At 67.0% G+C, this 13906-nt stretch carries 12 protein-coding genes; 3 read left to right on the top strand and 9 right to left on the bottom strand.

The window, feature by feature from the left end:
* Positions 1-31: 31 nt before the first annotated feature.
* The 3 genes from CXQ90_RS07980 to CXQ90_RS07970 all read right to left on the bottom strand — a co-directional run bounded on the left by CXQ90_RS07980 (position 32) and on the right by CXQ90_RS07970 (position 2915).
* A complete protein-coding gene (locus tag CXQ90_RS07980) occupies positions 32-1363 on the bottom strand; it encodes a hypothetical protein (RefSeq protein ID WP_104138357.1) in 1332 nt (443 codons plus the stop codon).
* A 274-nt stretch (positions 1364-1637) separates the two neighbouring features.
* Positions 1638-2387, bottom strand: coding sequence for an ABC transporter permease (locus tag CXQ90_RS07975; RefSeq protein ID WP_104138250.1), 750 nt, complete (start codon positions 2385-2387; stop codon positions 1638-1640).
* Positions 2388-2477: 90 nt separating this feature from the next.
* Positions 2478-2915 (bottom strand): PaaI family thioesterase, encoded by a 438-nt coding sequence (locus CXQ90_RS07970; RefSeq protein WP_104138248.1) that lies wholly within the window; start codon positions 2913-2915, stop codon positions 2478-2480.
* A gap of 184 nt (positions 2916-3099) precedes the next feature.
* Here CXQ90_RS07970 and paaZ point away from each other — a divergent pair, with 184 nt between their 5' ends.
* Entirely contained in the window at positions 3100-5211 is a 2112-nt protein-coding gene (paaZ, locus tag CXQ90_RS07965; protein ID WP_104138246.1) for a phenylacetic acid degradation bifunctional protein PaaZ, read from the top strand.
* 83 nt (positions 5212-5294) lie between these two features.
* A complete protein-coding gene (locus tag CXQ90_RS07960) occupies positions 5295-5702 on the top strand; it encodes a VOC family protein (RefSeq protein WP_078027559.1) in 408 nt (135 codons plus the stop codon).
* A 190-nt stretch (positions 5703-5892) separates the two neighbouring features.
* Here CXQ90_RS07960 and CXQ90_RS07955 read toward each other — a convergent pair whose 3' ends face one another.
* From CXQ90_RS07955 to CXQ90_RS07930, 6 genes are all read right to left on the bottom strand, one after another.
* Positions 5893-6735, bottom strand: coding sequence for a DUF427 domain-containing protein (locus CXQ90_RS07955; protein ID WP_104138245.1), 843 nt, complete (start codon positions 6733-6735; stop codon positions 5893-5895).
* Between the two features lie 144 nt (positions 6736-6879).
* Positions 6880-7497, bottom strand: coding sequence for a TetR/AcrR family transcriptional regulator (locus CXQ90_RS07950; protein WP_104138243.1), 618 nt, complete (start codon positions 7495-7497; stop codon positions 6880-6882).
* A gap of 117 nt (positions 7498-7614) precedes the next feature.
* The gene (gene paaK / locus CXQ90_RS07945; protein ID WP_104138242.1) at positions 7615-8973 is read right to left on the bottom strand and encodes a phenylacetate--CoA ligase PaaK; all 1359 of its coding nucleotides are present in this window, start codon (positions 8971-8973) and stop codon (positions 7615-7617) included.
* Positions 8974-8982: 9 nt separating this feature from the next.
* A complete protein-coding gene (locus CXQ90_RS07940; protein ID WP_104138240.1) occupies positions 8983-9444 on the bottom strand; it encodes a hotdog fold thioesterase in 462 nt (153 codons plus the stop codon).
* 36 nt (positions 9445-9480) lie between these two features.
* The gene (locus tag CXQ90_RS07935; protein ID WP_104138238.1) at positions 9481-10479 is read right to left on the bottom strand and encodes a CPBP family intramembrane glutamic endopeptidase; all 999 of its coding nucleotides are present in this window, start codon (positions 10477-10479) and stop codon (positions 9481-9483) included.
* Positions 10457-11428: a type II CAAX endopeptidase family protein gene (locus tag CXQ90_RS07930; protein WP_146068859.1), complete on the bottom strand. Its 972-nt coding sequence runs from the start codon at positions 11426-11428 to the stop codon at positions 10457-10459. The genes CXQ90_RS07935 and CXQ90_RS07930 overlap by 23 nt, the downstream gene beginning before the upstream one ends.
* 264 nt (positions 11429-11692) lie before the next feature.
* Here CXQ90_RS07930 and pta point away from each other — a divergent pair, with 264 nt between their 5' ends.
* Positions 11693-13903: a phosphate acetyltransferase gene (pta, locus tag CXQ90_RS07925; protein WP_104138235.1), complete on the top strand. Its 2211-nt coding sequence runs from the start codon at positions 11693-11695 to the stop codon at positions 13901-13903.
* The last annotated feature ends 3 nt before the right edge of the window (positions 13904-13906 follow it).

The following is a 13906-nucleotide window of genomic DNA, read 5'->3' as shown; positions in this document are numbered from 1 at the left end:
ACCCGGCCCGTTCCCCGGCGGGGGAACGGGGCTAACAGTTCGGCGAATCGTATTCGAAGGCGCCGGCGTCGGCCTTGCCGGTACCGGCACAATGCCCGTCCTGCGGCAGCGGCAGCCGGTCCAGGTCCTCCCCGAACGGGCTGCTTCCCACGCGGTCGATGGCCGGGCTGCCACGGGTCAAACGAAGGTTCGTGGGGGCCTTCACGAACCGCGCGGGAGCGGTGCTGGAGGTTGGGTGTAGGGTGACGTTGCTTGGCCCGTTGATCACGTTGGCCCGCTCGGTCCAGCCGGAGCCGTCCGCCCACAGGGCGTAGGTCACAGCGACCAGGATGTTGCCCCTGATCACGGTCGACGCAGGGCACTTTGCGTGACAGACCACTCCCCGGGATTGGACGCCGTCCAGCCAGACCGTGTTGAATTCAAAGACCGTGTTGTTGGTCGGACCGAACTCCGAATCCGGTCCGCGAATAATCAGGCCAGTCGCCTCGTCGCACTTCGCGCCGCACGATGCGCGCACCAGGTTATAACGGAATGTATTGCCGTCCGCGGTTCCGTCCGAGCGGCCAATCTCGGAGAACCCGTTGTTGTCGATCGCAGTATTGTGGTGGATCCTGTTTCGGCTGCCGTTGTAAATTTCGAAGGCGGAGCCGTCGCGGCCGAAGTCATATGAAAAGGCGGTGGAACCGGTGACCGTGTTGCCGGAGAACTCATTGTCGCTGCCGTTGATAAGCGCGCCGAATGCGCCGGAATCGTCGCTGCAGTCCGCAGCCTGGGGCGTACCGCACTTCGAACCCCGAGTCTTCACATTCATGACATTGTTGCCGGTCAGGATGTTGCTGGCGTAAATGCCGAAATCGGAACCGTCACCCACATTGATGCCGGCGGTGTTGCCGGAGGCCTCGGAGTTCCTGACAGTGTTGTTGTCGCCGAAAATGCGGAAGCCCGAGTAGCCGCAGGCAGTGGCGCGCAATCCGTCCACCACGATGAAGTTGCCGTTGAGCCGGAAGCAGTCCCCGCCCTCGCCCTCGCCCCCGGAGACGGTCGGCAATTTTCCGGTTCCGTAGCTGTTGAGCGTGATTGCTGTCGCAGCCGTCCCGCTGTGGTCCAGCACCACGCTGCCGGTCCACTTGTCACCCCTGCGGAAACTCACGGAGTCACCCGGTCTCAGGGTGGTTTCAGTAATCTTCGCCAGCGATTGCCACGGCGCCCCGGCGGACGCCCCGGAGTTGCTGTCACTGCCCTCCGCGCTGAGGTAATAGTGGGTTCCGCCGGTCGACGACGCCAGCGTAGACACGCCTGCCAGTAGGACACCCACAAAGAGGACAACCGCCAACACTGTGGCCGTTGTGGAATTCGTGCTCATGATCACCTGCGATGACGCGGACAATGCGGACTTCGGCGCAGCACCGTCGCTGGCCGCCGTCCGGGAGTGGCCTCCGTCCGGATCGTGATCCGCGCGGCGGCTGTAGTTGAAGACGCGGCCGAATGCAGGGCAGGCCACCGCCTGGCATCCATCCGGATGAGCCAGCGTATAGAGAGTCCGGGGCAAAAGTCAACGGTCCGAGGAGCCTCACAAAAACCCGCGCCGGGGGTGTTTTCGCCGGAGTCGGTCCTCGAACGGGCGGGGGAGCGTGGCCTCACAACAGCCGTGCAGGCCTCACGCGGACCGGAGCAAGCAGGCGGATGAGCAGCATGGCGGTCACTGAGCCGGCGGCCATGATGGAGGCCAGCACCACGATCTGGAAACGCCCCGCTTCGAGCGGCGAGAGGCCACCGAAGATGGCACCGACGAACGCCCCAGGCAGCGTGACCAGCCCCGTGGTTTTGGTCTGGTCAATCGACGGTATGAGTGCCGAGTAAACGGCGCGGCGGGCCATGTCGCGGGTGGCTAGCCGGGGAGAGGCGCCCAGGGCCAGCCATCCTTCCACTTCGTCCCACCGCTCGGTAACTGCCTCGTTGAACCTGCGCCCGGCCAGCGCCGCGATGGCCATGGAATTTCCGATCACGATGCCGCCCAACGCTAGGGCATAGCGCGGCGTGAAGTCGATTGCACCTGTGGCGAAAACGATGACCAGGGAAACCGCGACGCCTGCAGCCATTGAACCGGCAACCATCGCCAGATGCCACCAGCCCCAGCCCAGGCGGCGGGCGGCGGTCATGGCGGCCACCGCGAACATGACCGCCAGCGCCACCGCCACCCAGCCTGCGCTGGCGATTACTGCTCCCAGGATCAGGCTGACAGCGGCGAGCTGCGCCGCTCCGCGGAGGATCGCCAACGCGGGTGCGGCGGGATGCGGCACCCGGGAACCCATGAGGACGGCGGCCGACACGGCCATCAGGAGGCCAACCGCGGACAGGGTCGGTGCCAGGTCGCCAAACTCAGTCACGCGTTCAGCCTAACCGGGTGAGTCGCGGAACCGCTCGAAGCACGGAAACCCGCGAATCAGCTATGCCGCGAACCAAAGAACCGTGGCGGTTCAGTCCTTCCGGCCCAGCAGCAGGTTGGTGATCCGCAGCGTACACAGCCGCTGGCCGGCGTCGTTGGTGATCAGCACCTCGTGGGTGGTGAGCGTCCCGCCCAGGTGGATGGGGGTTGCCGTGATGGTGATGAGGCCGCTGCGCGCGGACCGGTGGTGCGTGGCCGAGACGTCAACGCCTACGGCCGTCTTGCCCAGCGTGCTCGCATGGATCACCGCCGCCCATGACCCCACGGCCTCGCCCACGGCCAGGGAGGCGCCGCCGTGCAGCAGGCCGAAGGACTGCCGGTTCCCTTCCACGGGCATGGTGGCCACGACGCGCTCGACGGATTCCTCGAGAATCTTCACGCCCATCTTCTCGTCGAGTTCACCCAGGGTGATCTTCCACAGCTCAGGTTGTTTGGTTTTCAGCTCGGCTTCGCGGGACTCGGGCGTCATAGGGTCTCCTCAGAACAGTGTGGGAACGCGGCAGGTGGCCCGGCCGGTGTGCTCCGCTCCTAGTGTGCAGCAGGACACATTCATGTACTGTAGACATATTACCGAACGGACGGTCAGTAATGCGCTGGCCGGTTTGCCGGATCGCCCGGATTTCTTTGTTCCGCGTTGGAAGGACCCGTCAACGATGACCACAACCGCTACCGCTCCCAAGCCCTCCCTGGACACTGTTGAGACCGTGCCCAGCTTTGTGCAGGACTCCTGGTGGACGCCCGACGCCGGTTCGACGGCTTCCGCCGTACCCGTGCGTGATGCGAGCACCGGGGAGATCCTCGCGAAAGTGAGCAGCGACGGCCTGGACCTGGCCGCCGTCGTGGATTACGGCCGCACCATCGGCCAGACGGAACTGGGCAAGCTCACATTCCACCAGCGCGCCCTCAAGCTCAAGGAGCTGGCGCAGTACCTGAACGCCCGCCGCGAACACTTCTACGCGTTCTCCGCGCAGACCGGCGCCACCAAGATCGACTCGATGATCGACATCGACGGCGGCATCGGCGTGCTGTTCACCTTCGGCTCCAAGGGCCGGCGCGAGCTCCCCAACTCGCAGGTTGTGGTGGACGGGCCCATGGAGGTGCTGTCCAAGGACGGCTCGTTCGCCGGCGAGCACATCTACACCCGCATCCCGGGCGTCGCCGTGCAGATCAACGCCTTCAACTTCCCGGTCTGGGGCATGCTGGAAAAGCTCGCGCCCGCGTTCATCGCCGGAGTCCCCACCATCGTCAAGCCCGCCACGCCCACCGGCTACGTCGCCGCGGCCGTGGTGAAGGCCATCATCGAGTCCAACATCCTGCCCAAGGGTTCGCTGCAGCTCATCTCCGGCTCGGTCCGCGGTCTCCTGGACGTGCTGGATTACCGCGACCTCGTGGCGTTCACGGGCTCGGCGTCCACCGCGCAGTCGCTTAAGTCGCACCCCAACGTGCTCCAGGGCGGCGTCCGCTTCACGTCCGAGACCGACTCACTCAACGCCGCCATCCTCGGCCCGGATGCCGTCGAAGGCACGCCCGAGTTCGATGCCTTCATCAAGTCGGTCGTCACCGAGATGACCGTCAAGGCGGGCCAGAAATGCACCTCGATCCGCCGCGCCATCGTGCCACAGGACCTGGTGCCCGCAGTGATCTCCGCCATCGGGGCCCGTGTTGAGCAGCGCGTAGTGCTCGGCGATCCGCGTGCCGAAGGCGTCACCATGGGCGCACTCGCCTCGCTGGAGCAGCTCGCCGACGTCCGCGCCGCCGTGCAGTCCATGCTCGACGCCGGCGGCGAGCTTGCGTACGGAACCCTGGATTCGCCGTCGGTCACCAGCGCGGACGGCGCAACAGGCGTCGTCGACGGCGGCGCCTTCATGTCCCCGGTGGTCCTCAGCTGGGCGGACGCGGAGGCCGAGCAGGTCCACTCGCTGGAGGCGTTCGGCCCGGTGTCCTCGGTGATCGGGTACAAGGACATTCCCGACGCCGTCCGGCTCGCCGCCCGTGGCGGCGGCTCGCTGGTCGCCTCGGTCTGCACCAACGATCCGGACGTCGCCCGCGAACTCGTCACCGGCATCGCGGCCCACCACGGCCGCGTGCTGATGCTCAACCGTGAGGACGCCCGCAGCTCCACCGGCCACGGCTCCCCGGTGCCGCACCTGGTCCACGGCGGACCCGGACGGGCCGGCGGCGGCGAAGAGCTGGGCGGCATCCGCTCGGTGATGCACCACATGCAGCGCACGGCGATCCAGGGTTCGCCCAACATGCTGACCGCCGTCACGGGCGTCTGGCACGCCGGCGCCGACCGCAACTTCACCGTTGACACGGAGGGCACCCACCCGTTCCGGAAGTCACTGGAGACGCTGCACATCGGCGACGCCGTCCGCTCCGAGCTGCGCCGGGTCACACTGGAGGACATCACCGCGTTCGCCAACTCCACCGGCGACACCTTTTACGCCCACACCAACCAGGAAGCCGCCGAAGCCAACCCGTTCTTCCCCGGCATCGTGGCCCACGGCTACCTGCTGCTGGCCTGGGGTGCGGGGCTGTTCGTGGAGCCGGCTCCGGGCCCCGTCCTGGCCAATTACGGGCTGGAGAACCTGCGCTTCATCACCCCCGTGGCGGCAGGTGACTCCATCCGCGTCACGCTCACGGCCAAGAAGATCACGCCGCGCGAGACGGACGAGTACGGCGAGGTGGCCTGGGATGCCGTCCTGACCAACCAGAACGACGAGATCGTGGCCACCTACGACGTCCTGACCCTCGTCGAAAAGTAGGCGCAGGGGAGCAGGAGGAGCAAATTTGGCCTGATCCTTCGCGGGCTGCCGGGCGTAAAATGTGCTCCGTAGGAGGTGGCGAAATGACCCTAGTACTAAATACAGCCACAACCGTCCTGCCCGTGGATGACAAAGAGCGCGCACGTCGTTTCTACGCGGAAACACTTGGGCTCCCTCATCGCGGCGTGGCGGACGACGGAAGCGAATTGTTCGGCAGTGAAGGCGGCCCCATGCTGCAGCTGATGCCTGTCAGGGACGGCAGGCACTCCGAGCACACCACATTGAGTTTCGAGGTCAGCGACATCGAGCGGACCGTCCAGGACATGGAGTCCAGGGGCGTTCGGTTCCAGGACTATGACCGCCCGGATCTCAAGACGGAGAACCACATCTGTACAACCGACGCCGAGAAGTGCGCGTGGTTCATGGACACCGAGAACAACATTCTGTGCGTCCACGAGAGGCTCGGCACGCAGGCTGAATACCAGCTCTGATCTCCAGCGCCGTCAACCGAACCCTTCCTCACCAATGTGAGGGAGGGTTTGGTTTTGGGCGGCGGGATGTGAAAGAGGGTCAGGACCACGGCGGCGGGATGTGAAAGAGGGTCAGGACCACGGCGGCGGGATGTGAAAGAGGGTTCCGCTTTTGGCGGCACGGTTGAATCTGATGCCGGGGCCGCGGGGATCAGGACCAGGGCGTGACCGGGTGCCCCTGCGGTTCGCCGTCCACGGCGATGTCCGCGCGCTCGTTGAAGAAACAGATCAACCCGTGGATCTGCCGGGCGTCCACATACCGGGAGTCGTAGGCCCACGCGATGTTCTTGCCGCGGGCCGATTCCGGGTAGCTCCAGTACTTCGCCTCACCCTTGTAGGGGCAGACGGTCCGGTGCAGGCTGGTTTCCAGCAGGTCCAGCCGGACGTCAGCGGGCGGGATGTAGTAGCGGACCGGAAGTAGTGTTTCGTACAGCAGCTGCGCCCCCACGGTGTCGGCGAGCTTCACGCCGTCGAGCGTCACCTCCACGCGCTTCAGCGTGTTCCGGACGTCCACGCGGTGGAAAGGATCGCGGGGGTGGCCGATGATTTCCTCGTGATCCTCAAGCCAATCGAACACCCCGAAATCCAGGATCACGTAGCCCGCCAGGTCCGGATCAGACGGGCGGAACGCGGCATGCGGTGCGGTGAAGGCCGCGGCCACGACGTCCAGCTCTTCGCCCGGGGTGGTGTGCCGCCGGAAGCCGGTCCTCGGATCGAACCCTGACGGAGCGTCCTGTCTAATGCGAATGGGGAACTCGTCCGTTCCCTGGCCGTCGCCTCTCCCATCGTGGACCGCTGGCTGAAGCCTGGCCAGCAGGTCCTCCTCCGGGACGGCATACACCGGGGTGACCCGCTTCGGCTCCCACACCAGGCGCGCCCGCTGGGTGTCGACGACGGGACTTCCGTCGAGGCTGGCGCGGACCCTTTTGGCGGTGGGTTCGTAGCGGAGATCAGGGAATGCGCCGAGCAGGAGTTCGGATACTTTCGTAGCCATGCACTTAGCGTGGGCGCGGCAGCGAGCCGGCGTCAACGCCTAATTGATGGCCTTCGACGGCCACATGTTCCGAGAGCTGTCGCGGCCCGGAGCAGGCCCTGAGCAGGCCGGCCCGCAGCGCCAAATGGAGCGGCGGCCGGACGGTCAGGGCTGCGCGTGGAGGCCGTCGAACGCGATGGTGATGACGTCGTCTGCGAGCTTTTCCGGTGAGAGCGAGCCGCCCGGCTTGTACCATTCCACGATCGAGTTGATGGTGCCGAACAGAAGCCGGGTGACGGTGCGCGGGTCAATGTCCTGGCGGAGCGATCCCTCGTCCCGGGCAGCGGAAATCAGCCCTGCCACCTTGTGGTCGAAGGACCGCCGGCGCTCCATTGCATCGCGTTCGATGTCCGTATTTCCGCGGAGCCGCAGCAGCAGCGTGACGAACGGCAGCCGCTCCACCAGCACGGCGATGGTCTGGCGCAGCACGAACTCCAGCCGCGCGTCGGCGGCCCCGGACGTGGCCCCCGGCTGGTCAAGAATGGCCTCGAGACCGCCCAGTGCATGGTCCAGGGCCAGCTTTAGGAGATCGCCCTTGGACGGCACGTGGTGGTAGATGGCCGATTTTGAGATGCCCAGGTTCTCGGCGAGGATACCCATTGAGGTGGCATCGTAGCCGTGGCGGTTGAAGACGTCGACGGCGATCAGCAGCACCGATTGCTGGTCGTATCCGGGGCGGCCGCGCTTGGTGGGGGCTGCTGTACTTGCTGCTGTGCTGGGCATACCGGCTATTTTCTCATGAACGTTCGGTCAACATGCGCTTCCTGGTTCGGTCAGGCCGCGCGGGCACGTCCGTGGCTGGCGGAAACCGGCCGCGGACGTGCCTGCGCAGGGCACCGGCTACCCCTTCGGGCGCAGGTCGTAGATCCGGCGCAGCTTGCCGCTGGAACGCTCAAGCGACCCGGGCTCCACCACATCCACCGTGCACGAAGAACCCACATGGATCTTGATCTGCTCGCGCAGGGTGCGGGCCGCCGTCGTGGTTGCCTCTGCCGGGACGGATTCCCGGCGTTCGATCTTCACCGTCAGTTGGTCCATCCGCTGGCCCTCGGGCCGCGTGAGCACCAGCTGGAAGTGCGGGCTGAGTTCGGGGATGCGGAGGGCGATTTCCTCGATCTGGGACGGGAAGAGGTTTACGCCGCGGAGGATGATCATGTCGTCGCTGCGGCCGGTGATGCGGCCCATCCGCCGGTGGGCCGGGCGGGCGGTGCCGGGGAGCAGGCGCGTGAGGTCCTTGGTGCGGTAGCGGATGATCGGCAGGGCTTCCTTGGTGAGCGAGGTGAACACGAGTTCGCCGTGCTCGCCGTCGGCCAGGACATTTTCCTTGCCCGGTGCGGGGTTGAACGGATCGATGATTTCCGGGCGGAAGTGGTCCTCCCAGATGTGGCTGCCGTCCTGTGTTTCCACGCATTCGCCGGCAACGCCCGGGCCCATCACCTCGGACAGGCCGTAGATGTCGCAGGCCTTGATGTTCATGGTGACCTCAAGCTCGTGGCGCATTTCCTGCGTCCACGGCTCGGCGCCGAGCACTGCGTACTTCAGCGACGTGGAGGTGGGGTCGACGCCCATGTGCGCCATGGCGTCGGCGATGGTGAGCAGGTAGCTGGGAGTGGCAAGGATGACGTCCGGCTCGAAGTCCTGGATCAGCTGAATCTGGCGCTCGGTCTGGCCGCCGGACATGGGAATCACGGTGCAGCCCAGCGCTTCGGCACCGGCATGCGCGCCGAGGCCGCCGGTGAAGAGGCCGTAGCCGTAGGCGTTGTGGACCTTCATGCCGGGCCGGACGCCGGAGGCGCGGAAGCAACGGGCCACGAGCTTGGCCCAGTCGGCCAGGTCCTTCTTGGTGTAGCCGACCACCGTGGGCCGGCCCGTGGTGCCCGAGCTGGCGTGCACGCGGGCTACTTCGCTCTGCGGCACGGCGAACATTCCGAACGGGTATTCCTTGCGCAGGTCGTCCTTGGTGGTGAAGGGGAAGTTGCCCAAATCTGACAGTTCCCGGAGATCCGACGGGTGGATGCCGGCGTCGTCGAACTTGCGCTTGTAGAGCGGCACGCGGTCGTAGGCGTAGGCCACGGTGTGCTGCAGGCGGCTGAGCTGGAGCGCCTCGAGCTCGTCCCGGGACATAGTCTCCTCGGGGTCCAGCACGGCGTCGGTGGTGTGCGCGGATGCGGCGTTGGGATCAGTGGCGTGGAGGGTCATGATGTGTTCCTACTTCTTGGGGATGGTGCGGCTGCGCCCGCGGAACTCGGCTATGAGCTCGCCCGGCAGTTGGGTGCCGGGGTCGGCGGCGAAGATTTGGATGTCGTACAGGCCGCTGCGGCCAGCGCTTGAGCGGCGGTCGGCGACGGCGGTGATCACCTGCCCCTGGAAGGCCGGCTTGAGGAAGTTGATGTCGACGCCGGACGCAACAGTGATGCTGTCCGACTCGGTCCCCGCCGCGCCGGGTGGCGGGGTGGCGGGGTTGCAGGCGAGGGCGAAAGCGGTATCGCCGAAGGCGAAGATCATTCCGCCGTGGGCCATGCCGAAGCCGTTGAGCATCTCCTGCCGCAGGGTCATGCGGATGGTCGCGTGGCCGTCGTCCAGCTTGAGGACTTCGATGCCCATCCATTCCGAGGCATAGTCGTCCTTCAGGATCTGGTGGGTTACACCGGGAATTGTCGTTTCAGCCACGCGTCATTGCCTCCAGCTTTATTTACCGAATGTTCATTAGGTAATCCCATTGGGGGCCTTCGTGTCAAGGGTGCGTGCCAGTCTCACGGGTCCCGCGTAGGCAATCACTGCGAGCGCGGCCAGCACGTGGAGCAGTGCCAGGGTCCACCACAGCGTGAGGTAATCCGGGCCGGCCAACGCCGGGAAAAGAAGTGCCCCCGACGTGTTGAACGAGGCATGGAACAGCATGCAGAGCGGCACGCTGCCGGCGCCGGGGGAGTGTTCTTCGGTGGCAGGGAGGGCGGCGCTTTGGGTAGAACTGGTGCTGTTGTAGATCCAGGCCAGCAGCACGGACTGGGCGATCACCATGAGCATGAACGGAACCGGCGGCCGTTGCCCGGTGGGGTCCGAGGCGAGCTCCGGCAGGTGCCAGAGCGCCCACACCACGCCGAGGAGGAGGGCTGCGGCGAGTGCGGTATGGTTCTGCTGCATCAGGGGCAGGGCGTAGCCGCGCCAGCCCAGTTCCTCGAACAGGCCCACGATCACCAGGGTCGAGGTGAATGTGCCGACCAGCAAGAACCAGCCGGGATTCGGGCCTAGATCCGGTGCCGGGGCGCCGCCGGCAACCGTGAGGCCGGCGGCCGCTAGGACCAGCAGGCACGGCAACGCAAGGGCCACGACGTACCAGCGGACGGACACGCGCCACCGCGCGAGCCGGCGCAGCAGGCCGAGCAGGCCCTCCTTGCCGCCGCAAAGGAACGCCACCGCGACCGCCGCAAGTGCGGGCCCGAACGGGACCATCGGAGAGCTGGCCGGATTGAGCAGGGTCAGCGGCCAGACGCACCACGAAATGACAAAGGCAAGCCCGAAGAACACCGCGAGCCGCCGCCGGGCAGGCCAGCCGCGCCGGTTTTGCCACACGCGCGAGGCGGGCCAGTCACGCCGGGCGGGCCACGGGCGGAGGGCAGGCTTGGGGCGCGGGGAGGGGTGTGCCTGCTGATGCGGCTGGCGCGGAGGCTGGTGGTCTTGGCCGTCAGCCGGCAGATGATGAGCCATGGCCGCTCTCCTTCGCGGTGCCCTTCTCTGCCGCTTCGGTGGGGTGCTGAAGTGTGCGTTTGCGCTGGTCTGCCGCTTCGGTGGGGTGCTGAAGTGTGCGTTCGCGCTGGTCCGGGAGGGGCTTGCCGGTGGGGCGGGGACTCCGGAAGATCCGCAACGCAGCAACGACGCCGAGCAAGACGATCGCCGCGGCAATCTGCTGCCAGTCGCCGTCGAACGCGTCCAGCTTGGTCGCCGCGGAGGCGTTGAATGACGCGTGGAGCAGGCCCACGATCAGCAGGCTGTATCCCGTTCTCAAGTAAGTCAGGCCCATGAGCGCGCGGAAGAAGGGGGCAAACAGGAACAGAACCGCCCAGTAGGCTGCCGCGTCGGCCAGGGGCGTGTTGGCGAAGCCTCTCTCCGCGAAGGCAAAGGGCACGTGGATGAGCGCGAACGGGATGGCTGTCAGCACGGCGGCAACGAACGCTCCGTGGCGGTCCATGAGACGGTGCTGCACCACGCCGGTCCAGGCCAGTTCCTCCCAAATGTTGCCGAGGAGGGCGCCGATGACCACGGTGTTCAGCAGATAGGTGACCAGCAGCGGCGCCCAGCCATCAGCGGGCGAATGGAAGGTGCCGGTGGCTGCGGCAATGAGCAAGGTCAGCGCGGGCAGGGCCAGCAGCGCCGCCACGTACCAGCCAGGTGCCACGCGCCAGCGGAAGGCCCGGCGGACGAGGTCACGCACGGCTGGCCGGCCGTCGGCGGCGCCCGTGACAAGAACGGCCGTTCCCAGCAGGATCAGCAGTTCGGCGAGGATTCCCGGCAGGATGTTCCCGAGCAGGAGGATGGACAGAACCTGGGCCGCCCAGGAGAGCGTGATGGCAACGACGAGGAAGGCCGCTACGGGATGCTGTCTGATGCGGGACGCAGCAGCCGAACGGGAAGTTGCAGGGGATCCACCAGGGTTCATCAGCAGCACCGTGGTTCGAATCGCCGGTTAGGGAGGGGTCTCGAGGCGTTGGCACGCCACGTGCCCGCTGAAGCGCTGAGCCGCTGACGTGGGAATCAACACCATTGTCTGCTCCCGAAAGTCCGCGAACAAGTGAAAGTATGGAGGAGCGGCGGGCTCTGGTGCTTAGGCGGAACCTGAAGGGGGTACGCCTTAAGGAACACCTCCTGGGCGCACGCCGTCGCAGCACGCTCCGCGCAGGACCTTCCAACCAGAGGACTGATCATGGCCAAAGGTATATATGTCAGTGCGACGACCCCGGGTTCGGGCAAGTCGCTCATAGCGCTGGGCCTCGCGGACACGCTCCACCGGCACGCCGACCGGATCGGCTTCTTCAAGCCCGTGGTCCACGGGGACGACGCCGGGGCTGACCCCATGGTGGCGCTCATGAAATCCCGCTTCGACCTCGAGGACGAGCGCTGCCGCGGCGGCCTGACCTTCACGGAGGTCCGCAGCCTGCTCGCCGAGGGCAAGCGCGAGGACATCGACGCCCGCTGCGTAGAGATCTTCGCCGAGATGGGCCGGCACTGCGACGTGATCATCGTGGAGGGGACTGACCTCACCGGCCAGGAGGCCGCCGTCGAATTCGATCTCAACGCCCGCCTCGCCAACAACCTGGCCGCCCCCGTCGTGGCCGTGGTGGGCGCGAAGGGGCGCACCGTCGCGGAGACGTCCGCCGCCGTCGACGTCGCCCGGAAGGAGTTGGCGGCGGAGAAGTGCGCGCTGCTGGCCATCATGGTGAACCGCGCCGATCCGGAGGACGCCGACGCGATCGCTGCCGCCGTGAAGCCCGGCGCCTCCGGCCGTCCGGTGTACATTTTCCCGGAGCTCGAGGACATTGCCCGCCCCACCACAGGCGAGGTGGGCGCCGCCCTGGGCATCCGCCAGATCGCCGGCCGCGCGGACATGGAGCGCGACGTCCGGGACGTCAAGGTGGCCGCCATGAACGTGGGCAACTTCCTGAACGTGCTCGACGACGGCGCGCTGGTGATCGTCCCGGGCGACCGGGCCGACGTGATGGTGGCGTGCCTGGCATCATCATTCTCCCCGGAATTCCCCGTGCCGTCCGCGCTGATCCTCACCGGCGGCCTGGCCCCGGATGCCAACATCTACCCCCTGCTGGCGTCCGCCCCGTTCCCGGTCTTCGACACGACCGACGACACCTACACCACCGCCCGCCGCGTTTCCGAGGTCCGCAGTGAGATCTGGAGCGGGCACCGCCGGAAGGTGGCGTCCGCGCTTGGGCTGTGGTCCCGGCGCGTGGACGAGGCCGAGATCGTCGAACGCCTGCACCTGCCCCGGGCGGAGCGCATGACGCCGCTGCGGTTCCTGCATGACCTCATCGAGCGGGCCCGGTCCCAGCGCCGCCACATCGTGCTGCCGGAGGGCACGGACGTGCGGATCCTGCGGGCCGCCGAGATCCTGTACCGCCGCGACGTCTGTGACCTCACGCTGCTGGGACGCGAAACCGACGTCAGGGAGCTTGCGGCCAGCCGTGGCATCGACCTGTCCGGCATCAACATCGTGGATCCTGCCACCTCGGGGCTGCGCCAGGGTTTCGCGGAGAAGTACGCGGAGCTGCGGGCGCACAAGGGAGTGGACCTGGCCCGGGCGCTGGAAGTCATGCTGGACGGCAGCTACTTCGGCACCATGATGGTCCAGCTGGGCGTGGTGGACGGCATGGTGTCCGGGGCCGCGCACACCACAGCCCACACCATCCGCCCGGCCCTGGAGTTCGTGAAGACCCGCGAGGGCGTGAAGATCGTATCGTCGGTGTTCTTCATGCTCATGCCGGACCGCGTGCTGGTCTATGGCGACTGCGCCGTGAACCCGGACCCGAACGAGGAGCAGCTGGCAGACATCGCACTGGCCTCGGCGGAAACCGCGGCCCAGTTCGGCGTGGATCCGCGGGTGGCCATGCTGTCCTATTCGAGCGGCGGGTCCGGCTCGGGCGAGGCAGTGGAGAAGGTGCGGGTGGCCACGGAGCTGGTGAAGGACCGGCGCCAGGAACTGCCCGTGGAGGGTCCCATCCAGTACGACGCCGCCGTGGACGCCGCGATCGCCGCGTCCAAGATGCCCGGCTCGTCCGTCGCCGGCCAGGCCACCGTGTTCATCTTCCCGGACCTGAACACCGGCAACAACACCTACAAGGCGGTGCAGCAGACCTCCGGGGCGGTCGCCGTCGGGCCGGTCCTGCAGGGGCTCCGCAAGCCGGTCAACGACCTGTCCCGCGGCTGCACGGTGGAGGACATCGTGAACACAGTGGCCATCACCGCCGTCCAGGCCCAGTCGACGGCGGGCCAGTCGACGGCGGCCCAGCCGACGGCGCCGCAGTCCGCCGAAACCGGGCCCACCGAGGCCCAGCCCGCCGAAGCTCAGCCCACAACGCCGGAACCCGCGGCAGCAACCGTCCCGTCCGCAGAAGCCAAGGCTTAGGAG

Origin of the sequence: Arthrobacter sp. ZGTC131 (assembly GCF_002929275.1) — a bacterium.
Taxonomy (GTDB): domain Bacteria; phylum Actinomycetota; class Actinomycetes; order Actinomycetales; family Micrococcaceae; genus Arthrobacter.
Note: the sequence above shows the minus strand (reverse complement) of the source record. Positions and strands in the feature narration are given on the sequence as shown.